Source organism: Micromonospora sp. DSM 43699 (assembly GCF_055517075.1).
In genome coordinates, this window is the sequence record NZ_JBTMMT010000024.1 from 1 (window position 1) to 21,774 (window position 21,774).

The 21,774-nt window shown below is 70.7% G+C and carries 16 protein-coding genes and 1 pseudogene; 9 read left to right on the forward strand and 8 right to left on the reverse strand.

The genetic code is table 11. From position 1 onward, the window contains the following. The 7 genes from AC0AIB_RS14370 to AC0AIB_RS14400 form a co-directional block, all read left to right on the forward strand. Positions 1–667, forward strand: a 667-nt coding sequence (locus tag AC0AIB_RS14370) for a hypothetical protein (RefSeq protein ID WP_465096819.1), incomplete at its 5' end; no start/stop codon positions are given. After that, positions 664–1,221, forward strand: a complete 558-nt coding sequence (locus AC0AIB_RS14375) for a DNA cytosine methyltransferase (RefSeq protein WP_465096820.1) — start codon at positions 664–666, stop codon at positions 1,219–1,221. The genes AC0AIB_RS14370 and AC0AIB_RS14375, both read left to right, overlap by 4 nt. Before the next feature lie 88 nt (positions 1,222–1,309). Next, a complete protein-coding gene (locus AC0AIB_RS14380; protein WP_465096821.1) occupies positions 1,310–2,098 on the forward strand; it encodes a hypothetical protein in 789 nt (262 codons plus the stop codon). Then, complete coding sequence (locus AC0AIB_RS14385) at positions 2,095–3,255, forward strand: DNA-methyltransferase (RefSeq protein WP_465096822.1); 1,161 nt, start codon at positions 2,095–2,097, stop codon at positions 3,253–3,255. Before AC0AIB_RS14380 ends, AC0AIB_RS14385 begins: the two co-directional genes overlap by 4 nt. Further along, a complete protein-coding gene (locus AC0AIB_RS14390) occupies positions 3,252–3,710 on the forward strand; it encodes an XF1762 family protein (protein ID WP_465096823.1) in 459 nt (152 codons plus the stop codon). The genes AC0AIB_RS14385 and AC0AIB_RS14390 overlap by 4 nt, the downstream gene beginning before the upstream one ends. A gap of 90 nt (positions 3,711–3,800) precedes the next feature. Beyond that, the gene (locus AC0AIB_RS14395) at positions 3,801–4,067 is read left to right on the forward strand and encodes a helix-turn-helix domain-containing protein (RefSeq protein WP_465096824.1); all 267 of its coding nucleotides are present in this window, start codon (positions 3,801–3,803) and stop codon (positions 4,065–4,067) included. Between the two features lie 91 nt (positions 4,068–4,158). Further along, positions 4,159–5,625: a tyrosine-type recombinase/integrase gene (locus AC0AIB_RS14400; protein WP_465096825.1), complete on the forward strand. Its 1,467-nt coding sequence runs from the start codon at positions 4,159–4,161 to the stop codon at positions 5,623–5,625. A gap of 173 nt (positions 5,626–5,798) precedes the next feature. Here the strand turns inward: AC0AIB_RS14400 and AC0AIB_RS14405 are convergent, their stop codons facing one another. The 5 genes and pseudogenes from AC0AIB_RS14405 to AC0AIB_RS14425 all read right to left on the reverse strand — a co-directional run bounded on the left by AC0AIB_RS14405 (position 5,799) and on the right by AC0AIB_RS14425 (position 16,412). Further along, positions 5,799–7,292, reverse strand: coding sequence for an IMP dehydrogenase (locus AC0AIB_RS14405; RefSeq protein WP_465096826.1), 1,494 nt, complete (start codon positions 7,290–7,292; stop codon positions 5,799–5,801). Positions 7,293–7,349: 57 nt separating this feature from the next. Next, the gene (locus AC0AIB_RS14410; protein WP_465096876.1) at positions 7,350–9,800 is read right to left on the reverse strand and encodes a condensation domain-containing protein; all 2,451 of its coding nucleotides are present in this window, start codon (positions 9,798–9,800) and stop codon (positions 7,350–7,352) included. Positions 9,801–9,835: 35 nt separating this feature from the next. Continuing rightward, positions 9,836–14,692, reverse strand: a pseudogene (locus AC0AIB_RS14415) (AMP-binding protein); the annotation flags it as partial. Next, positions 14,689–15,396, reverse strand: coding sequence for a DUF6875 domain-containing protein (locus tag AC0AIB_RS14420; protein ID WP_465096827.1), 708 nt, complete (start codon positions 15,394–15,396; stop codon positions 14,689–14,691). The pseudogene AC0AIB_RS14415 and the gene AC0AIB_RS14420, both read right to left, overlap by 4 nt. 11 nt (positions 15,397–15,407) lie before the next feature. Further along, complete coding sequence (locus AC0AIB_RS14425; RefSeq protein ID WP_465096828.1) at positions 15,408–16,412, reverse strand: TauD/TfdA dioxygenase family protein; 1,005 nt, start codon at positions 16,410–16,412, stop codon at positions 15,408–15,410. Between the two features lie 412 nt (positions 16,413–16,824). Between AC0AIB_RS14425 and AC0AIB_RS14430 the strand changes: the two genes are divergently transcribed. Next, positions 16,825–18,165: a hypothetical protein gene (locus AC0AIB_RS14430; RefSeq protein ID WP_465096829.1), complete on the forward strand. Its 1,341-nt coding sequence runs from the start codon at positions 16,825–16,827 to the stop codon at positions 18,163–18,165. A 77-nt stretch (positions 18,166–18,242) separates the two neighbouring features. Further along, positions 18,243–18,824, forward strand: a complete 582-nt coding sequence (locus tag AC0AIB_RS14435) for a class IV adenylate cyclase (protein ID WP_465096877.1) — start codon at positions 18,243–18,245, stop codon at positions 18,822–18,824. Here the strand turns inward: AC0AIB_RS14435 and AC0AIB_RS14440 are convergent. Genes AC0AIB_RS14440 through AC0AIB_RS14450 form a run of 3 tightly spaced genes read right to left on the reverse strand, consistent with a single transcriptional unit; the run spans position 18,821 to position 21,355 of the window. Then, positions 18,821–19,624 (reverse strand): endonuclease/exonuclease/phosphatase family protein, encoded by an 804-nt coding sequence (locus tag AC0AIB_RS14440; RefSeq protein WP_465096830.1) that lies wholly within the window; start codon positions 19,622–19,624, stop codon positions 18,821–18,823. The two genes, AC0AIB_RS14435 and AC0AIB_RS14440, sit on opposite strands and share 4 nt — an antisense overlap. A gap of 12 nt (positions 19,625–19,636) precedes the next feature. Beyond that, the gene (gene tmk / locus AC0AIB_RS14445) at positions 19,637–20,245 is read right to left on the reverse strand and encodes a dTMP kinase (RefSeq protein ID WP_465096831.1); all 609 of its coding nucleotides are present in this window, start codon (positions 20,243–20,245) and stop codon (positions 19,637–19,639) included. Positions 20,246–20,251: 6 nt separating this feature from the next. Then, positions 20,252–21,355, reverse strand: a complete 1,104-nt coding sequence (locus AC0AIB_RS14450) for a radical SAM protein (RefSeq protein WP_465096832.1) — start codon at positions 21,353–21,355, stop codon at positions 20,252–20,254. Between the last annotated feature and the right edge of the window lie 419 nt (positions 21,356–21,774).

Consider the following 21,774-nt stretch of genomic DNA (forward strand, 5'->3'; position numbering starts at 1 on the left):
CGTCAGCACCGGAGACATCCGGGCTGACGCCCACGACCCGGAGCACCGCTTCGCGTCCATGCCCCTGTTCACGCTCGGGCCGAACGGTCAGCGGGGCATGGCCCGACGGCAGTGCACCTCCGAATACAAGATCAAACCAATCAAGGTGGAGGTGCGGCGCCGGCTCGGCTACCCGCACCCGACGCGGGTGCCGGCCGGGCTGCGGGCGCAGATGGCGATCGGGATCAGCCTGGACGAGATCGGCCGCGCCCGTGACTCGGACGTCGGCTACATGCGCAACGTCTTCCCGTTGCTCGACCTGGGCTGGCGGCGGATCGACTGTCTCCGCTTCCTGGCCGACCAAGGCCTCGGGGACACCCCGAAGTCGTCGTGCGTGGGTTGCCCCTTCCACGACGACGGCTTCTGGGCCGGCCTGCGGGCGAACAGCCCCGCGGAGTGGGCCGACGCGGTCGCCTTCGACCGGGCGATCCGCAACGGATCCGCGAAGGCCAACGCCGACGGGCACCCGCTGCGCGGGCAGTTCTTCCTGCACAGAGCCCGGGTGCCGCTCGACGAGGTGGTACTGCGTCCACGCCCACGGCCGGCGGATGCGCCTGGCTGTGGGCCGTGGGCCTGCCCGCACGACGCGGCGGCACCTGCCGCCGCGGGGCGTGGGGAGGTGGCGTGAACGGTGAACACGCCGCCGCACCACGAGTCGGCTCGGTCTGTAGCGGATACGGAGGACTCGACCTGGCCGTCGAGCTGGTGCTCGGCGGCCGGCTCGCCTGGTACGCCGAGACCGACCGACACGCCGCCGCCGTCCTGGCCCATCACTGGCCCGGCATCCCGAACCTCGGCGATATCAGCGTTGTCGACTGGGCACAGGTCGAACCCGTCGACATCCTCACCGCCGGCTTCCCCTGCCAGGACATCTCCAACGCCGGCAAACGCGCCGGGATCACCGGAGAGCACTCCAGCGTCTGGACCCACGTCGCCACAGCCGTTCGCGTCCTACGACCGCACCTGCTGTTCGTGGAGAACGTCGCCGCCCTCCTACGACGAGGACTCGACGTCGTTCACGCCGACCTGGCCGAGATCGGGTACGACACGAGCTGGTCATGCCTACGCGCATCCGACATCGGCGCCGCCCACCAACGGGACAGGCTGTTCCTGCTGGCCACCCCCACCCACCAACGGGGAGGAGAAGGGGGTACGGACGTTGCCGACACCCTGCGCGCGTGACGGCAAGGGCCCCGGCCACCAGTACGGGCTACCGGACCTGGTCGAGCCGACCGGGACCCGCCATCACCTGCTGCCGACACCGACCGCGGTGACATACGGGTCGAACAAGTCCCCGTCGGCCGGGGCGGCCCGCCGGCCCAGTCTCGCCGGTATCGCCGGGCAGTTGCTGCCTACACCCACCGCGGGAGGCGGCACCGGCTACATGAGCGGCACCCACCGTGACACCTGGCGGCCGACACTAGAATCGGCGGTCCGCGGCTACCGGCCGCAGCGTGGCGGGAAGCCGACGACTCCGCCGCTGCTGCCCACCCCGCGCGCCAGCGACACCGGCACCCCCGGCCGGCGCGCCGGTGCCGGATGGCGGCCACCGCTGTCGCAGGTGCTGCTGCCCACCCCGAAGGCCACCGACGGCACTAAGGGCTGCCCGGGGCAACGCGGCTCGCACGGGGATCTCACCCTGCCGTCGGCAGCGGTGCGGGTGCCGGCCCGGACCTTGCCCACTCCGCGCGCCTCCGACGCGCGGGGACCTGGCCGGCACGGCGACGGTGGCGCGGACCTGCGTACCACCGTCGCCGGGTTGGGTCAGCCCGACGTCGACCGGTGGGGCGTCTATGCCGAGGCGGTAGCGCGGTGGGAGTTATTGCTCGGCCGGCCGGTGCCGGAGCCGACCCAGCCCGGGCGGCACGGCAAGCCGGTGCTGGCGCCGCCGTTCGTGGAATGGCTCATGGGCCTCGACCAGCAGTGGGTGACCGACCCGGTGCTCGCGGTGCCGCGTACCGGCGCGCTGCGGGTCCTCGGCAACGGCGTCGTCCCGCACCAGGCAGCCGCAGCGTTGCGGCTGCTGCTGTGCCCGCACCGGTGGGTGGTGCCGGCATGACCGACCCCACCTCGCTGGACGCCTACCGGTACCGGAACGCCGGACCGGTCGAGTTGTATCTCGGCGACGCCCGGCAGGTGCTCGCCGCGATGCCCGACGGCAGCGTCGACACCATCGTGACCAGCCCGCCGTTCTGGTCGCTGCGGGACTACGGCACCGGTGCGTGGCACGGCGGCACCCCCGCCTGCCCGCACCCGATACCCGCCGGGCATCGCCGCGACGGCGCGGCGTACGGCCGGTGCGGGGCGACGTGGGGCGACCCGCAGTACGGGCTGGAGCCCACCGTGGGCGAGTACGTCGATCGCCTGGTGCGCGTGTTCGACGAGGCGCTGCGGGTCCTTCAACCCACCGGGACGCTGTGGCTGAACCTCGGCGACAGCTACACCGGCGGGACCCGTCGCGCCTACGACACCGGCGGCGGGACCACCGGAACATCAGGGCGGTCCGCGCCGTTGCCGGCGAAGAACCTGATCGGCGTGCCCTGGCGGATCGCGTTCGCACTGCAGGCGCGCGGCTGGTGGCTGCGCAACGCGGTCATCTGGTCGAAGACCAACCCGATGCCCGAGTCCGTGACCGACCGGCTGAGTACCGGCTACGAACTGCTGTTCCTGCTTACCAGGTCCCATTCCTACTACTTCGACCTCGACCCGATCCGGATTCCGTTCGTCCGGCCGGAGGCCGCCGACGGGACCCGGATCATCGGCGGGGCACGCAAGGGCCGCACCGGGGGGATCGGCGCGACCGCCCGCCGCCGCGGCGCCAGCGCTTACGGCGCTGGTAAGTACGGTGCCGAGGAGGTCCGGGGCGAGCCTCGGGCCGGGCGGGGCAACCTCGTCCCGCTCGGGCACGCCCACACCGCCGCCCATCCGAAGGGACGCAACCCGGGGGATGTGTGGCGGATCGCGACCCGCCCCTACCGGGGGTCGCACGTGGCCCCCTTTCCGATCGACCTGCCGCTACGGGCGATCGCGGCCGGCTGCCCACCCGGCGGTGTCGTTCTGGACCCGTTCTCCGGCGCCGGGACGACCGGCCTCGCCGCGCTGCAGCTCGGCCGCCGCTATGTGGGGGTCGACATCAGCGCCGCGTTCCACGACGAGGCGATGGCCCGGCTCGTCCCGTACCTGCCCGACGACCTGTCGAACGAGGAGAGCGGGTGAGCCTACGGACGGTGCCGGTCACGTTCGCCGAGGCCTGCGGCTTCGTCGCGGACTGGCACCGCCATCATCGGCCGCCGCAGGGGCACAAGTTCAGCGTCGGCGTGGCCCGCGACGACGTCCTGGTCGGCGTGGCCGTCGTCGGGCGTCCCGTCGCGCGCAGACTCGACGACGGGATGACCCTCGAGGTCACCAGAGTGGCCACGGACGGAACTCGCAACGCCTGCTCCCTGCTCTACGGGGCGGCGTGGAAAGCCGCCCGGGCGTTGGGCTACCGGCGTCTGGTCACCTACACCCAGGACGGGGAGAGCGGGGCCAGCCTGCGGGCGGCCGGGTGGCGCGTGGTCGCCTCCCGGCCGGCGCAGTCGGGCTGGTCACGCCCGAGCCGCCCCCGCGTCGACCACGGCACCGCCGAGATCGGCCGGCGTCGGTGGGAGCCAACCGAACCAACCGGCTGACCACCACACCAACAAACCCCCACCATCCCGAGAGCCCGCCACCACCACGGTGGCGGGCTCTCACCCTCTTTGCGCGAAGGACCAAATCCCATGGACAGCAAGATGGCCAGCACTCCCGCAGAGAATCCGCCGGTGTGGACCGTTGAGGGCATCCGGGCGCTCGGAGCGGTCACGGACGTCGCGACCGTCGGTGAGATCTTCGGCATGTCCCGCAGCAGCGCCTACGAGCTGGCGCGCCGCGACCGGCTGCCGGTGCCGGTGTTGCGGGTCGGATCCCGCTACCGGGTCTCCGTCGCCGCGATCCTGGCAGCTCTCGGCGTCTGTTGCGACCCACCGCCCCCACCACCGACGACTTGATCACCCGGCCGAAACGAGCGGTGATCACCACCCAACGGACACCCGACAATCCGATGCTCACCAGCGGGCGTCGGCGAGGAGCGAACTCGTCATGGCAGACGGATCCATCACCAAACGCTGCGGTTGCCGACACAACGGCCGACGCCTCGGCGCACAGTGCCCCAAACTCCGCCGCGGCAACGGCTGGAACCCCCACCACGGCACCTGGCGGTACCAACTCGAACTGCCCCTCGACGCCGGCCACGCACGGAGGCAGATGCGCCGCACCGGGTTCGACACCCGCGAGGCTGCCGCCGCCGAACGCGACCACGCCCGCGCGCTGCTCGACCTCGCCGGCCGCGACGAGATCCAACGCCGACGCATCGCCGACCTGCTGCAGGCGTGCAAGCCCCACCAGCCGCTGCCGGACCGCGACCACGTCGCCCGCCGCATCCGCGCCGACGTGCCCGCCGACACCCGGCTCACCCTCGGCGAGTACCTCGCCGAATGGATCACCAACCGGGTCAGGCTCGCGCCCGCGACCCGGCGCAGCTACCAGGACCACATCACCAAGTACTGGACCCCGCATCTGGGGCAGGTGGCGCTGCAGGAACTCACCGCCGCGCACATCGAGTCGGTCTTCGCCACGATCGAGGCCCGCAACGACGAGATCCGCGCCGCGAAGGCCAGCCCCGTGAAGGAGATCCGCGACGCCGTCAAGGGAATCCGCACGGTCGGCGACGCCAGCCAGCAGCGGATCCTCGCGACCCTGCGTAAGGCGCTCAACGACGCCCGCCGTCTCTATCACCACAAGTTGGTGGACCACAATCCCGCCGAGTCGGTCGAGTTGGCCTCGGGCAGGCCGCCGAGACCCCGGCTGTGGACCGACGCGGCGGTCAACCGGTGGCGCCGCACGCGGCAGCGGCCCAGCCCGGTCATGGTCTGGACACCTGTCCAGGCGGGCCAGTTCCTCGACTTCGCCGAGGCCGAGGACCCCGAGCTGTACGCCCTGTTCGACGTGGCGATCCACCGCGGCCCTCGACGAGGCGAGCTGTGCGGTTTACACGACTACGACGTCGACCTGGAGGCCGCGGCGATCACCATCACCGGGCAGCGCACCAGCGTCGGTTACCAGGTGATCGAGAAAGGGGTGAAGTCGGCGGCCGGGGACAGGATCGTTGACCTTGGCGACGAGACCGTCACGAGTCTGCGCCGGTACCTGTTCCGCCGGGCGGCGTGGAAGGTTGTCGCCGGCGACGCCTGGGCCGACAGCGACATCTTCTTCGTCCGCAAGCGCGACGGCCAACCGTGGCACCCGGAGACGGTTACCGGCCGCTTCGACCGGCTCGTCGAACGCAGCGGCCTCCCGCCAGTACGGTTCCACGACCTCAGGCACATCGCCGCGACCCTGATGCTCGCCGCCGGAGCCAGCATCAAGGAAATCCAGGACACCCTCGGCCACTCGTCCTACAAGATGACCGCCGACATCTACACCTCCGTCCTCGCCGAACTGAAGAAGACGACCGCCGAGGCCACGATCAAGCTCGTCCCACGCAGAAACCGACCGAAGGCTGCGTAACGCCACGTGGGCCGCGCCATCGCTGGCCGGCACCTCGACCAATGCGGGGTCGTCGGCCAGCGATGGCGTCGAAGCTTCCGACGTGGGTCCACCCGGGCTTCAGGCCACCGGGCACGCGGGCACCTGGGATGCCCGGCGAGACCTGCGCTGGTCGGTAGTGTCACCCCGCCGGATCAGCTGATGGCGCTGGGGCGATCGCGTAGCCGTACGTCTTCTCTGTTCTGCAGGTAGCTCTGGTGGGAGACCTCGACGAGGGTCGCCGTCTGGTGGAATTGCGGCAGGGTGGTGGAGCCGCAGCTGATCATCGTGGAGGTGATCTTGGTGAGGGTGACGGATACGTTGTCGTAGAGGCTGCCGGCGTAGGGGACGTATCCGTCGACGCCCTCTTCGAAGACGAGGGCCTTGCCCTGCCCGTAGCGGGCGGCGTTGCGGGCGCGTTGGCTGCCTTCGCCCCAGTATTCCTTGAACAGTTGCCCGTCGACCTTGACCAGGGGTGACGGGCTTTCGTCGTAGCGAGCGAAGTAGCGCCCGAGCATGAGGAAGTCGGCGCCGAAGGCCAGGGCGATGGCCATGTGGGAGTCGTGCAGGACGCCACCGTCGGAGCAGAGCGGCACGTACTGGCCGGTCTCGCGGGCGTAGGCGTCGCGTTCGCGGACGACGTCGGCGAGGGCGGACGCCTGGCCGCGGCCGATGCCCTTCTGGTCGCGGGTGATACAGATCGAGCCGCCACCGATGCCGACCTTGACGAAGTCGGCGCCGGCCTCGGCGAGGTAGCGGAAGCCGCGTCCGTCGACGACGTTGCCGGCCCCGATGCGGACCGTGTCGCCGTACTGCTCACGAACGAACTGGAGCACGGTGCTCTGCCAGGTCGAGTAGCCGTCGGAGGAGTCCAGGCATAGAACGTCGGCTCCGGCAGAGACCAGGGCAGGGATCCGTTCGCGGTAGTCGTGGGTGTTGACCCCGGCGCCGACCATGAACCGCTTGTCCTGGTCGATGCTCTCCTTGCGGAACTGCTTGTGGAGTTCGTAGTCGCGGCGGAGGACGATCGAGGTGAGGCGGCCGTCCTCGTCGACGATCGGCAGGACGTCTTGGCGGGCGTCCCAGATCAGGGTGTTCGCGTCGGACAGCGAGATGCCGGTGGGTGCGGTGGCGAGGCCCGCAGCGGGGCGCATCCGGGTTTCGACGCTGTCGCCGAGGTCGTGGCGGTGCACGTTGAAGTCGCTGGTGGAGATCAGACCGAGGAACATGCCGCCGGGGCTTCCGTCGTCGGTCACGACCGCGACATCGCGTTCGGCGGCAGCCAGCAGGTCGCCGACCTCACCGAGGGTCGCGGACGGTTTGATGTTGATGTCGCTGTGCCGGAAGCCGGCCTTGTGCCTTTTGACCGCGGCCACCATCTCGGCCTGTGCGGCGATCGGCTGGTTCTGGTGGATGAACGCCAGCCCTCCGCACTGGGCCAGGGCGATGGCGAGCCGGGGTGAGGACACCGCCCCCATGATCGCGCTGACCATCGGGACGGCGATCCGCAGCGCCGACGGCTCCCCGACCCGGTGTCGCACCACGGGGGCGGACAGATCCACGCGGTCCGGCGTGCACGCCTCGTCGGTGAGGTTGGGCAGGAGCAGGTATTCACCGAAGGTGCGGGAGATCTCGGGCAGGATCCGCACTGCTTTTACTCCTTGAAGAATGGGATGCCGCACAGCGTGGGCGATCGGAAGACGCTATCAGGCAAGTGCGTTGTAACCGAAAACACCCGTTCTGTCGTGGTGGCGTTGCGCCGCCCCGGGGTGTGTCGGCCGCGCTGAATGCCGCTCGTGAAGGAGCGTGGTGATCTGGTCGAGCCCTGGCCCGGTGAGCATGCTTTCGTGGTCGCCCGCAACCGTGGTCACGTGCGGGTCGCTGCTTCGGGTTCGCCACGTCCGTGTCGCGTTCTCAGTCCCGGGGGTGACGGTGAGCGGAAGGATCAGCTGCAGCGTCGGTGTCTGACCGGCCGGATGCCAGGCGGACATCGCGGCATGGCAGACGAGCCGGATCCGCATCTGGTGCAGGAGGGACTCGTGCTGGCTGGGCCAGCTCGGCGGGACGATGGACTCCGGGGCGAGGACCGCGGCCAGCGCGTAGGCCCGGTCCGGGATCGGCAGGGCGCTCGTGGCGCCCAGAGCGGCGGTGATCGCTTGTCGGGGCTGGTCGGGCCAGCCGTGCTGCATGAGGGCGTACTGGACGTGGGTGATGATCGCGTCGTCGGCGTCGAGAGGCTGCTCGGCGTGGGGCGGGTCGAGTAGGAACAGGTCGTCGATGCGGTGGCTGTCGCCGTCGCGTTGTGCCTGCTGGGTCATCTCGTAGGCCAGCACCGCGCCGAGACACCACCCGGCCAGGGTGTATGGGCCGTCGGGTTTGGCGGCGCGGAGGCGACCCAGGTAGGTCTGGGCGAGCGCGGGCATGGTGTCTGCGTCGGTGGATCCGTCGTGCGGAAGGCCGTAGCAGTCCCAGCCAGGTCCCAGGGCGGCGGCCAGCGCGGTGTACCAGTCGATCTTCCCGCCGACGGGGTGGATGAGGAACAGGGTGCGCGCGTCTGCCTGAACGGGCGTGGGGGTGAGGGCGATGAGCCGGGCGGCCGCTTCGACCTCGGCGGTGAAGCGGTCGGCCATGTCCTCGGCTGCTTGCGGGGTGAGCAGGCCCGTATCGATCAGGAACTGGCAGGACATGATGCCGTCCGGATCGGCGGCGACTGTCAGGTCGATCGGTGTGGGCAGCACGTTGCTCGCGGCGATGCTGGCACCGGTCGGGCCGGGGACCGGGCGCAGGATCCGGTCTCGTCCGGTGGGTTGGTGGTGGCCGAGGTAGTTGACGGTGACCTGGGGGGCGGCGAGGGCTTCCAGTTGGCGTCCGAGTGGGGAGTCGGGGTGCAGGTAGCGGGATTGGCCGAAACCGGCTCCGCCGTCGGGGATCGCCGCGAGTTGCCGCTGGAAGTCGGCGGCCACGTCGATGAGGCGTCCCGGGTGGGTGTCGGTGGCGGTGAGGAGGGCCGGGTAGAGGGTGGTCAGCCAGCCGACGACGCCCTCGTGGTCGGCGGATCCGTGATGGGAGCGTCCGTGGCCTTCGAGCCAGACGTACAGGTCGGGGCTGTCGGTGAAGGGTTGCAGGGCTCGTCGGAGCGCGGCCAGCAGGATGGCCTGGGCGCCGACGCCGCGCAGCCGGTGGGCGTCGTGGCGCAGGTACATGCCGGCGTGGGTCGACAGCCGCCGCCGCACGCGGATGCGGGCGCCGACCGGGGCCGGTGGCCCGCCGGAGCCGGTGCCGGTGAGGACCGGTTTCGCCGCTGTGGCCAGGTTCTGCCAGTAGAGGTCGGGTTCCGGGCCGACCTTGGGCGGGGTCGTGGGCGCGGTGGGCAGGCCCGGCGCGCTGCCCTCGGGTAGGGCCTGGCCGGCACGCAGCAGGCGGTAGGCCCTCTCGACGTCGTCGACGAGGATCTGCCAGGACACCGCGTCGATGATCAAATGGTGGGCGATGATGTACAGCCAGCGCTGCCGGCCGTCGTTGTCCCTCACGATAGTGACGGATGCCAGGCGCCCGGAGGCGATGCTGATGCCGTCGTGCAGACCCTCCAGGACGGGGGTCAACCGTTCGGATGTCGGCCGGTTTCCGGCCGGGGGCAGGGTGTGTTCGCGGATGAGGCCGCCGTGCATGGCGTCGTCCAGGACGGCTGTCCACGCATGGTCGTGGCGGGTGAAGCGGGTGCGGAAGGCGTCATGGCGGTGCAGCGCCCACCTGGCGGCGGCGCGCAGGCTCGGCAGATCGCAGGTGTCGGCGAGGGTGAACAGCCGCGCCTGGTGGAAGTGGTCCGGATCGGCGAAGTTCTGGGCGAAGAACCATGCCTGGATGGCGGTCAGCGCGAGCGGTGTGCCGCCGGGACGCCGCGCGGTCGCCGCCAGTGCGACGGTGGCGTTGTCGTCGGGGGTGGTGAGTAGTCGGTCCAGGGCGCGGACGGTCGGGGCGGCCACGAGCTGCGCGACGGTCACCTCGATTCCGAGGTCACGGGCGCGGGCCGCTGCCTGGATCGCCTGCAGCGAATCGCCTCCACAGGCGAAGAAGTCGTCGTCGATGCCGAGGTCGGGTCGCTGGAGTTGCTCGCGCCACGTCCGCAGCAGCCGCTGCTGGCGCTGCGTGGTCGGCACGGCGACCGGGGCCGCCGCTGCGACCGGGGTGCTCAGTGTGCTGAGGCGTTCGGGCTGGAGTTTCCCGGTCGCGGTGCGCGGGAGTTCGTCGACGACGACGTAGCCGGCGGGGGCCATGTAGGCGGGGAGGCGCTGCGCGGTCCAGGCCCGCAGCAGATCCGGCAGGCATGCCTGGGGGTGAGCGGTGGCGACGAACGCGATCAGCTTCCCCGCATCGCTGGGGCCTTGCACGGTGACGGCGGCGTCGGTGACGTCGGGGTGCTGGAGCAGGCAGGCGGTGATCTCGCCGAGTTCGATGCGGTAGCCGCGGATCTTCACCTGGTCGTCGAGGCGTCCGAGGATCTCGTACCGGCCGGCGCGCAGGCGTGCCCGGTCACCGGTGCGGTAGAGACGCTGTCCGGCCAACGGACCCCGTCGGGGCGTCACGAACCGCTGCTGGGTCAGGTCGGGTTGGCGGTGATAGCCGGCGGCGACACCGGCACCACCGATGAACAGCTCACCTGCGGCACCTGCGGGCAGGAGGTCGCCGTCCGGGCCCAGGACGAACATGCTGTTGTTGGTCAGCGGGAGACCGACAGTCACCCGTGATCGCGCGTCGGGCTCCGGCGGGTGCAGGCGCGCGACGGAGCACCAGACGGTGGCTTCGGTAGGGCCGTACTCGTTGTCGAGGGCCACGTGCGGCAGCCGGCGGGCGTGGTCGCGGACGTCGTCGGGTGCGCACGCCTCACCGCCGATGGCCACGACCCGCAGTGTTGGCTGCCATTCGGTGGGCATCGTGCCGAGCAGGGCCCGGTAGAACGACGCGGTGAAGTTGACGTGGGTGACGTGGTGCCGGTCGACCAGGGCGCGGATCTGGTCGGGGTCCTGGGCCTGCTCGGCGTGTCGGGCAGGACGATCGTGCCGCCGGTCTGCAGCGTCCACAGCATCATGTGCGGCGCGACATCGAAGATCGCGGGCAGGGTGACCAGGGTCCGGGCGGGCCTCGCGGGTGCGGGCGTGACCGCGTGGTGGCGGGTCCGGGCGTGCAGGGCGGCGCAGGCGTTGCGGTGGGTGGTCACGACCGCTTTCGGGGTGCCGGTGGACCCCGAGGTGTACACGAGGTAAGCGCGATCGTCCGGACGCACGCCAGGTGCGGCCGGCGGCGGGCCGGCGGGTGCGGGGCCGGGTGCGGGGTCGTCGGCGTAGAGCAGGGCCGTTCCGGCGGGCGGCCATCCGGTGTCGTGGCCGTTCGTGGTCTGGCGGGTGGTGACGATAACGCGGATGTCGGCGTCGGCGAGTATCAGCCTGGTCCGTGCCGGGGGCTGTCCGGGGTCCAGGCAGACGTACGCGGCGCCGAGACGCAGGGTGGCCAGGATGGTGGTGATCAGTTCGACGCCCGGCGGGCACGCCACCGCCACGATGTGCCCGGGGCGTACGCCGAGGGCGGTGAGGCGTTGCTGAAGTGCCCCTGCGCGTAGGTCGAGGTCCCGATAGGTCCACCGGGTGCCGGCGTGTTCGAGCGCGACGGCGTGCGGGTGGGCGGCGGCGGCTGAGTCGAAGCCCGCGTGCAGGGTGCCGGACGGCATGGCGTCGTGCGGGCCGGTTCCCGCGGCCAGGATCCGGGTGGTCTCGGCGGTTCCCAGGAGGTCCAGGTCACGGACCGGCCGGTCGGGTGTCTGAGGCAGGACGTGCAGGATCCGCTCGTAGCCGGACAGGAGTTCCCTGGCGGTGTCGGGATCGAACAGGTCGCTGTCGAACTCCCACAGGACGCTCATCCCGGGCCGGTGCTCCGCCGCGCCGGGGGTCGGTGGGTCGGGCACGCACACGACGTTGAGGTCAGCCTTCGCGGTCCCGTTGTGCTCGATGACCAGCTGCCCGCTGAGCGTCCCGACCTGGAAGTCCGGTCGGGGGGTGTCGTGGAAGGCGAACATCAGGTTGAACAGCGGGTTGCCCGGGTCGCGGGGCACGTTCAGATGCGCCAGCAGGTCCAGCAGCGGCAACTCCTGGTGGTCCTGCGCCCCGAGCAGGGTGGTCATGGTGGCCTGGAGCAGTGCTGCGGTGCTGGCGTCGGGGTCGACGTCCACGCGCAGCGGCAGCGCGTTGACGAACATGCCCAGCAGGGATTCGGTGCCGGCCTGGCGCCGGTTGACCAGAGCCGACCCGATCACCATGTCGCGATCGTGGGTGTGCTGCCACACCTGCAGGGCGAACGCGGCCAGGAACACCGCGAACCTGCTCACCCCGTGCGCGGCGGCCAACTCGTCAAGGTGCCGCACGGTCTCGGGTGGGATGTGGGCGACCAGACGGCCACCGCGGTAGGTCCGTCCGGACGGACGGGGCCGGTCGGGGGCGAACGTCGTCCCTTCCGGCGGGCAACCGTCCAGCCGGTTCCGCCAGTAGGCGACCTGGTCGGCGTAGTCGCCGGTACTGCGCCATTGCTGATACCAGGCGGCGTAGTCGCGGTACTGCACGGGCAGCGCGTCGAGGCGCGGAACCTCGCCGTCGAGGATCGCCCGGTAGGCGTCGCGCATCTCGGCCAGGAACAGCTGCGCGGACCATCCGTCGTGCGCGAAGTGATGCTCGACCTGGAGCAGCCGCCATGATCGCGGCCCGAGCCGGAACAGGTGCCAGCGCACCAGCGGCAGCACCGCCACGTCGAACCCGGCCGCCACCGCCGCCCGCATCCGCCAGTCCAGCTCCGCTGCCTGGGCGTCGTCGTCGAGGTCGCTGAGGTCGACCAGGTCCACCCGGGCGGCCCACGGTTCGCGCACGACCTGAACCGGCCCGTCCGGGCCGTCGTGGAAGGTGGTGCGCAGGATCTCGTGCCGGGCGACCACATGGGACAGCGCCGCCTGCAGGGCGTCAACGTTCACCGGGCCGGACATCCGCAGGGAGAACTGGGTGCTGTACGCCAACGCGTCGGGGGCCATCTGCGTCAGGACCCAGATCTGGCGCTGTTGACCACTCAGCGGCCACACGCTCCCGTAGACGGTCTCGGGCTCCCCTGCCGCCGGACGGAGAACCGGCCGGCCCGACGGGGTCCCCGCCCGGACCAGCTCGGCGATCTGGTGGATGGCGGACGCGCCGAACAGCGCGCTGATCGGCACGTCGACCCCGTGGTCGTGGGCGATGACGGCGGCGAGGCGGATCAGGACCAGCGAACTCGCCCCCAGGGACGTCAACGGCTGGTCCACCGGCACCGTGGCCACGCCCAGGATGCCCGCCGCCGCCCTGACCAACGCCTTGTGCAGCGGATCTGTCGGGGCATCGGCGGCGGCAGCGGCGGCGGCGGCGACTGTGGGGTTGGGCAGTTTCGCCTCGTCGATCTTGCCGGCCGGGGTGCGGGGCAGTTCCGGCAGCACCACGTACGCGGACGGCACCAGATAGGCCGGCACCCGATTCCGCAGGTATTGGTCGCAGTCGCCCGCCATCTGCCCTTCCCCGCCACGGGCCGGCACGGGACTTGAGGCTGTGGGCGCCAGACTGTCCGCGTCCGGGTGGGGCACCAGGTAGGCGACGAGGGTGCTCGACCCGGTGCCGCCGACGCCCGGCAGGCCGGCGACGTGGGCCTGCATGACGCCGGGGTGCCCCATCAGCACGGTTTCGATGTGGCCCGGCTCGACCCGGTGCCCGCCGACCTGGATCTGCCGGTCCGCCCGGCCCAGGAACACGAAGTCCCCGGCGGGATCACGCTCGGCGAGGTCGCCGGTCAGATAGGCCCGCTCCCCGCTGGCGAGGGTGACGAACCGCTGCGCGGTCAGCCCGGGGTTGTTCAGGTAGCCGAGGGCGAGGTTCGTGCCGGTGATGGCCAACTCACCGGCACCGGTGGCGAGGTTCCTGTCGCTGTCCAGCAGAAGGTAGCCCGTGTTGCGTACGGGCCGGCCGATGCTCATCGGCGCCGATCGGGCGTGCGGCCCGTCGTAGATCAGGGCGTAGCTGGAGCAGACGGTGGCCTCGGTGGGGCCGTACTCGTTCACCAGGGATACCGCTGGCAGCACACGGGCGTGCCGTTCGATCAGCACGGGGCTCCAGCGTTCGCTGCCGATCCCGACCGCCACCAGGCTGGCCGGCGGCCCGTGGGCTGCCCGGTCCAGGAACGCCCCGTACAACGACGCCGGGTAGATCAGATGCGTGATGTCGTGCCGGTGGATCAGCGCCACGGTGGCGGCGACGTCGGCGAGCCCGCCCGGTGCGATGACCAGGGTGCCGCCGGACAGGATCGTCCAGAACAGCACGCCGGTGGTGAGGTCGAACGCCGGTGAATGCAGCAGCGGCACCCGCCCCGCCGGCCCGTACCGGTCGACCCGGGCCGCCGTGGCGTTCAGCAACGCCTCACCCGACACCACCACACCCTTCGGGGTGCCGGTGGACCCGGAGGTGTAGACCACGTACGCCGGGTCCCGCAGCGCCACCTCCGCCGTGCTCACCTGCTTCTCAGGCGGGTGGCCGGTGATGCCGGCGGCATCACCGGTGGCGACGGCGGGGGCGGAGGAGGTCAGGTCGAGGGGGGTCACGACCGGGGCGTGGGTCAACCCCCGCAGGCGGTGAGCACGTTCGCTGCTCGTCACGACCATCGACGGCCTGGACTCGTCGAAGATCTGACCCAGATAAGTGTCGGGGGCACCAGGATCCAGCGGCAGATACACCGCACCCGCGGCGGCCACGCCTATGACGGTGGCCACGAAGTCGGGGGACCGATCGAGCACCACGGCCACGATCGGGCTCCGTCCCGCGGCCGGCGTCGCGGTGCGCACGGCCTCGGCGACACCGTGAGCGCGAGCGGCCAGATCGCGGTAGGTCCACGTGCCGGCCGGGGTGACGACCGCCGGCGTGAGCCCGTTGTCGCGGTAGGTCGCCTCCAACGCCGTCGTCAGGGTCGGTGCCGCGAGCGCTGGGGTGTGTCGGACGGTCACGACGGGCCTCCCGAGGTCAGGGCGGCGCGGACCTCGTCGATCCGCGAATGCAGGCCCACCCGGGCCGCCTGGTTGAGGCGTGCGCCGACGTGCCTGTCGAACGCCTCCAGGTAGGCCAGCCGGTCGGCGGGCGGGGTATCGGGCTGGTCGAGGAACATCAGGTCGTGAGGGGTGATCGCGCGGACCGCGAACATCGGTGCCGGGCACCGCATCACCGGTAGGTCGCGGTTGTGGACGCCGCCGACGGTGCTCGTGGGGTGGAACTCCCCGAGCATCAGTCCGCGCTCGACGAACCACGGCCGTACCAGCCGGTGGCCGCCGTCGATGAAGGCGGCGGCGTTCTGCGCCGGCAGGTCGGGGAAGAAGCCCAGCAGCGCCGCCGACTGCCGCTGCTCCGGCGTGGCCAGGTCCTCGAACAGGTGCCCCAGCACCTTGCTGGCCTCGACCGCGTGCTCGGGTGACGCGCCGGTGAGGGCGATCGCGACCAACCACACCGTGTCGGTGCGCAGAGCGGGCGCCAGACGTGGACACACCGCGCCGGGCCGGCCCAGGTCGGGATGAGAGCGGGTGACGAACCGCGCCAACCACTCCAGGCCCTGCCGGTACATCGGGAACCGGGGGAACAGGTGCGCGGCATCGGCGGCGCTGGTCAGGGAGCCAGGCTCGAAGCGGGCGAAGCCGTGCGACGTGCGCTGGCTCGGCATCGGCGCGGCCCTCACCGGACGCGCCCTTCCACAGGCGCCTCGTCCATGGGAAGGTCCGCGCCCAGCGGCGTCCCGGAGAGGGCCCGTGACGTGTACCCATCGGGGCCGACGGGCAGGTCACCGATGATCGTCACCCGGTGCAGGACCCGTTCGACGCCGTCGAGGTGGTCGATGTCCGGGGCCGCCAGATGCGCGGTGGACCGGTTGTCCCAGAACGCCACGGAACCCGGCTCCCAACCGAACCGCACCGTGTACTCCGGCCGCGTCACCTGGTCGAACAGCAGGCCCAGCAGCGCGCTGCTCTCGGCCGGGGACAACCCGACGATCCGCGCGGTGCGCGACGGGTTGACGAACAGCGCCTTCTCGCCGGTCTCCGGATGCACCCGGACCACCGGGTGCACCGCGACCGGCGCGTCGGGGCCGATCATGTCGAGGATCGCGCGGTCGACCGGATCGGAGGGGACCATCCGATAACCGGCGAAGAAACTGTGCTCAGCCTGGAGACCATCGCACAACGTCCGCAACGGGGCCGACAGCCCCTCGTAGGCCGCCACGAGGTTGGTCCACTGCGTGTCGCCGCCGAACGGCGGAACCGTTTCGGCCCGCAGGATCGACGCCGCCGGCGGGTTCACCACGTGGGACATATCGGTGTGCCAGCCGGTTGTGCCCGACGCCCACCGGAGGCGGTAGTGGGCCTCGTAGTCGACCCCGTACCGGTCCCGGTCGATCTGCGGAGAGATCGTCAGGATCTGCGGATACACGTCGAGGGAGGCGTTGCTCTGCGACCGGGATCGCACGGTCAGCGTCCCGAACCTCTGACCCAACGCGACGTGTGCGGCGTGGTCCAGCTCCTGGTTGCGGAAGAACAGCACCTTGTGGGCCAGCAAAGCGTCGCGCAGCGCCGCGATCAGCGGCTCGTTCAACGCGCCTGCGAGGTCGACGCCGTCGACGTACGCGCCGATGTGGCCGGCGGCCCGGCGCAGGGTGAGCATGTCGGCCGCATCCGATTTCGGCATCATCATTTCCCCTGTCCCATTGCTGTGCGACGTCCGGTTGACAATTCGATCGGCCGGCTTATAGCGGCGGTTATGGACAGCCGTGTGGCGCGTCCGCATCGCGCTCGCACCTTGTTCCCGGCTCCAGGTCGTCAGCCCGCAGTCGTCGCCACGGTTCTGAAGCCCGCTGGGTTACTGGCCTTGGCCGGTAGCAGCAGCGCCATCAGCCGGTGAGGTGCCGACCGTTCGCTGCGATATCAGCATCGGTCGTCGACTATCGCTGGGGCTAGACGGTGAGGCGGGGTGCCGGGTGCAACCGGCGTAGACACCGAAGAGGTGTACGACACCTGATCCATGCAGGACAGGCCGGACAAGACCTGAAAGCAGTGCTACCTTCGGGCACGCGAAAAAGCCACAAGGACTTGGAAGCGACATGACAGCGACGCACGAATCGCCGCTGCGGGCACATATGACTGCCCTCGGATGGAGCCCCGAACAGCTCATCGCCAGAATCAACGAGGTACGCCGTCAGCGCGGGGCGGCGGCCCTGCACGCCAAGACCGCCTACAAGTGGGTGCAGGGTCGCCAGCCGTCGACTGCGACCATGACCGACATCATTGCCGTCCTTCACCTGCATCGAGGCTTGCGTCTCACGCCCGCCGACTTAGGCTGGGACAGACCGGCCCGGCGGTCGCACGCTCTCGACGACCCCTACGCCGTCACCGCCCGAGAGCTGTTGCTGGCCAGCCAGGGAGACGACATGAAGCGCCGCAAGTTCGTACTGCTCACCGGATCCGCAGTCACCGCGTGCGCCCTGGACCTCCTACTGCCGGCAGGAGAAACCCTCCAGCCAGCGCTCAACGGCGACCGCGTGTCCCAGTCACTACTGGCCAACATCGAGACATCCGTGCGACGAAGCCGCGAACTCGACGACACCGAGGGCAGCAGACCGGCACTGCTGTGGGCCGGCGGACTGTGGAGCCTGCTCAGCCAAATCGTCACCCGATGCTCCTACGGCGATACCGAAGGACGACAACTCCACCGCCTCTACATCGAAATGTCCGAGACATACGGCTGGATGCTCTTCGACGCCGCCGAACACGCACGCGCCCAACGGGTCTACCTGACCGGACTCCGGGTAGCCCGCGAAGCGAGCCCCGACCCCGCGCTGCACCAGGCCACCGCGAACCTGCTCGCCTCCACCGCCTACCAGGAATCCTGGCTGGGCCACCACACCGAAGCGGCCACCCTGATCGCGACCGCCGCCACCCGCAACCCCGACACGCTGCCGAACCGCGTCCGCGCCGTGATCGCACAACGGGAGATCACCATCGCCGGACGTCGAGGCGACATCGACGGAGTCGAACGAGCCAGCGCCCACGCCCACGAACAACTCCAGGACGTCAGCCACGACGATCAGCCCTGGTGGACGCAATGGCTGACCCCGACGGCCGTCGACGGGGCGACCGGCCGAGCATGGCTGGCCCTGCGCAAACCCGACCACGCCACGTCCTACCTGACACAACGCGCGAACACCGCGACGAACGCATACCCGAGGGACCGCCTGCTCGCCCTCTGCGACCTGGCCAACGCCCGGCTCCGGGCAGGCGACCCAATCGCCGCCTGCGAGCCGCTCGACCACGCACTGGACGTAGCCACAACAGTCGACTCACCCCGGGTATCCACGTACCTGCAGGACGTGGTCCGGCAGCTCCGCGACGCGCGATGCACCCACCCACAGGCACGTGACGTGCTGATGAAAGCGGCAAGCTGACCACCTCGTGCACGGTCGCGGGCGCGCCGACCGCCGACCCGGGCGATCGAGCCGTAGGGTGCGACGGCGTGACGGGCATGAACACGCTCCAGACGACAGGTATGACCGGGCCGTCGGCGTACGAGGTGGAGGTCAAGTACCGGATCGGTGATCTTGCCGCGTTGGAGGCGGCCCTCACGGTGCGTGGTGTCGTCCTGTCGGCGCCGGTTGAGCAGGATGATCAGGCGTACGCGCCGGTGGGCTGGGAGTACGGCCAGTCGAAGATCGGGGTGCCGTTCGCCCGGCTGCGTACCGAGCGGGGGCGGCATCTGTTGACGGTGAAGACGCCGGTGGCCAACGAGTTGTCGTGTGTCGAGCACGAAACCGAGGTGGCCGATCGGGTGCAGATGGACGCCGCGATCCGGCAGATGGGTTTCTACCCGACGGTCCGCATCCGCAAGGCCCGCCGCACGGCCACGCTCGGGCTGATGTCGCTGTGCGTCGACGAGGTGGACGGCATCGGGGCGTTCGTGGAGATCGAGCGGATCGTCACCGACGGCGAGGCGGGTGAGCGGATCCAGGCCGAGCTCGACCGGTTCGCCGCCACGCTGGGCGTGTCCCTGGAACGCACCACCGACACATACGACTCGCTGATCCGGGCGGCGCGGGTGGGAGTTTAGAACAGGGTCGCCGGCTCGACCACCGACGGAGTGGGCCGTACGTCGAGGGTGTGGACCTGCAGGTCCAGGTCGAGGGTGACCGCCGCGTGGTCGGTGAGGCGCTGTTCGCGGGGCTCCTGCAGGTAGCTGCCGCCGCACAGCCGGTCGCGCAGTGCCGTGCCGACGTGCAGGTAGTCGAAGCGGTAGCCGTTGCCGGCCCGGCCGAACCAGCTGTGCTGCTGTGCTCCAGGGGCGAGATGGTCGTGTACGTCTGTGAGTTCGGCGGCGGTCAGTGCGTCGAACAGTTCGTACTCGAACGGCAGCCACACGCCGGGATAGGTGGGCTTGTGTTCGCGGGGGATGACGTTGTAGTCCCCGCCGAGCACCAGGTGCGCCCGCTCGCTGGCCGTCAGGTCACCGATCACGGTGACGAGGGAGGCGACGAAGGCCCGCTTACGTTCGACCTTGGCCTTTGCGCGATCGCTGGAGGGCACGTAGACGCCGAGGACGGTGACCGGTGGGTCGGTGTGGACGGTGGCGGCGACGGCCCGGCCCGGGATGCTCAGCCCGGCGGTGATGTCCGGGCGGACGGTGATGGGGACACGGCTGATCATCGCCGCGCCGCGGTCGCCGGGCAGGGGTGGGTGGTGTACCTGGCAGCCGGCGCGGCGGAAGCAGTCGAGCAGGTGGGCGGTGCCGTCGCCGCCGCTGGTCTCGGTCAGCAGGAGGATCTGCTCAGGGCGGCCGGAGAGCCACCGCAGCAGCGCGTCGGCGCGCCGCCGGGAGGTGGCCTGGATGTTCAGGGTCAGGATCGACAACACGGCGTCGAGTCTTCACGCCGCAGGAGTGCGGGCGAGCAACGGGGCCAGCGTGTCGAGGACGGCGCAGACAACCTGCTCGGGGTTTCGGCCGCGGCAGTCGATGATCGCCTGGTGCCACGACTGGCGGTCGAGGAAGTCGAACGCCTGCTGGTAGAGCTGCAACTCGCGTTCGGGTGTGCCGGTGGCCTCCAGCCGGGTCAGCCGTCGGCGCGCGGCGAGCCGGCCGGCGATGACCTGCGGGTCGTCGACCAGGTAGAGGGAGATGGCCGGTTGCAGGACGTACCGGTTGTAGCTCCAGATCTCGCGGAGGTCGACCGCGTCGACGCGCTGCAGCACCAGCGAGGACTGGACGTACCGGTCGGTGACGACGATGCCGCCGGCGTCGAGGGCGGGGATGATCTCGTCCTCGACGTGCATGGTGCGGTCGGCGGCGATCGCGAGCGCGAGGGCCCGTCCGTGGATGACGGCCTCGGCCTCGCGCAGCAGGTTCCCCAGGCGGGTGCGTGTGGGCTCGGTCGTCAGGTGCACGGGTTGACCTGCACGGTGGCGTAGCCGCTGGGCCAGCAGTCCCGCGATGGTGGTCTTGCCGACGCCGTTGGGTCCCTCGACAACGATCAACATGGCAGGTCAGGCTCCTGTGGGTGAGATCGGGATCAGCGGGAGCCGGATCGCCTCGGGCGGGCACTGCTCGGTGTCCGGGGCGCCGATGCGTTGGCCGGCGGCGATCACTGCGGCGGGGCAGCCCTTGCCGCAGGAGTCGTTGACCGCGCACGTCCCGCAGGTCGTGTTGGCGCCGACCTGGTAGCGGTCGTGGAAGCGGTACCGGTCGAGGGCGTTGGCGATCTCCCCGTCGAGGATGTTGCCGACCAGGAACTCGCGGTCGGCGTGTGGGGACTGGGGTGTGCGGGCGGCGAAGACGAGGTAGGGGCAGACGGCGGTGTCGCCGTTGGCGAACACGTAGATCAGGGTGCCGGCGTCGCAGCCGGACAACGGCCGGGTGTCGTTGGGGAACCGGATCGGCACCAGCTCGACCCGGTCGGCCAGGGGCGCGGTGGCGGCGGCGATGGCCCGCATCGTCTGCTCCGGGGCGGCGAGCCGTCCGTGGGACTTCACGCCCCGGCCGAAGCTCGACAGCGGGTTCATCAGCACGTACGCCGCGCCCAGGTCGGCGGCGAACGCGCACAGCTCGGTGAACTCCTGCGGGCGGGTGAGCACGTTGGGCGTCGAGAGGATCCCGTGCAGCAGGCCCGCGTCGGCGAACCGTCGCGTGGTGTCCCGGGTGATGGCGAAGGAGTCGCGGTTGCCTCGGAACCGGCCGTGCGAGGCGGGGCGGAATCCGTCGAAGCTGACGTTGACCCGCACGTTGCCCAGCTCGGCGAGGGTGCTGATCTGTTCGTCGCTGGTCTGGGTGGCGTTCGTGCAGATCTTGACGGGTAGGTCCATCCGCGCCGCCGCGGCGCAGATCTGGAGTAGGTGCGGGTGCGCGAACGGCTCGCCGCCGGTCAACGTCAACCGGGTTACCCGGGCCCGCCGCAGCCGGGGCAGCACCACCTCGACCATCTTCTGGAGCGCGATGTCCGTGCCGGTTTCGGTGGAGGACACGAAGCAGTGGGCGCAGTGCAGGTTGCACCGCTCGGTGATCTGCACCAGCGCCTTGCGCTCACCGTCGTCGACGGACGTGCGGAAGTAGCAGGAACTGGCGTGGGTCTCGACGACCAGACGTTTACTCATGAACCCTCCCAGCGCCGACCCGCTCGCAGGAGGCGCCGAAACCGCCTCGCCTACCTCGCGGACTCCCTCGTCCAGTAGGCCGGCATCTACTCGTGTCGAACACCCTCGACGCCGATAACCGACACCGACCAGGTCAGCCGCGACCGCCGGAATCCGCGCTAATTCCTCGCGTCGACAATGTTCGACGCCCCATCGCCGACCAAGACTGAACTCCGGCGGCATTGATCACCACGACGCCACGGCCAATTAGGTCCGGCGCTGGACAGCTACTGCCAGAGCCCGCCCGGGTCCCCACCGTCGGCGGAGCCGCCAACGACGTCAACTCAGGGAGGCAGGGTGCGACTCGACGCGTCGGACGGAGGTCCGTCTGTGGCTGGCCTGCCCGCTCGCCTGGTGTGGGTGTGTGTGGCACTGGCCGC

Coding starts and splice junctions, on each gene's coding strand:
- AC0AIB_RS14420 (WP_465096827.1), bottom strand. CDS start 15,396: ATGCCGAGCCAGCGCACGTCGCACGGCTTCGCCCGCTTCGAGCCTGGC.
- AC0AIB_RS14395 (WP_465096824.1), top strand. CDS start 3,801: ATGGACAGCAAGATGGCCAGCACTCCCGCAGAGAATCCGCCGGTGTGG.
- AC0AIB_RS14400 (WP_465096825.1), top strand. CDS start 4,159: ATGGCAGACGGATCCATCACCAAACGCTGCGGTTGCCGACACAACGGC.
- tmk (WP_465096831.1), bottom strand. CDS start 20,245: ATGTTGATCGTTGTCGAGGGACCCAACGGCGTCGGCAAGACCACCATC.
- AC0AIB_RS14385 (WP_465096822.1), top strand. CDS start 2,095: ATGACCGACCCCACCTCGCTGGACGCCTACCGGTACCGGAACGCCGGA.
- AC0AIB_RS14425 (WP_465096828.1), bottom strand. CDS start 16,412: ATGCCGAAATCGGATGCGGCCGACATGCTCACCCTGCGCCGGGCCGCC.
- AC0AIB_RS14430 (WP_465096829.1), top strand. CDS start 16,825: ATGACAGCGACGCACGAATCGCCGCTGCGGGCACATATGACTGCCCTC.
- AC0AIB_RS14450 (WP_465096832.1), bottom strand. CDS start 21,355: ATGAGTAAACGTCTGGTCGTCGAGACCCACGCCAGTTCCTGCTACTTC.
- AC0AIB_RS14435 (WP_465096877.1), top strand. CDS start 18,243: ATGAACACGCTCCAGACGACAGGTATGACCGGGCCGTCGGCGTACGAG.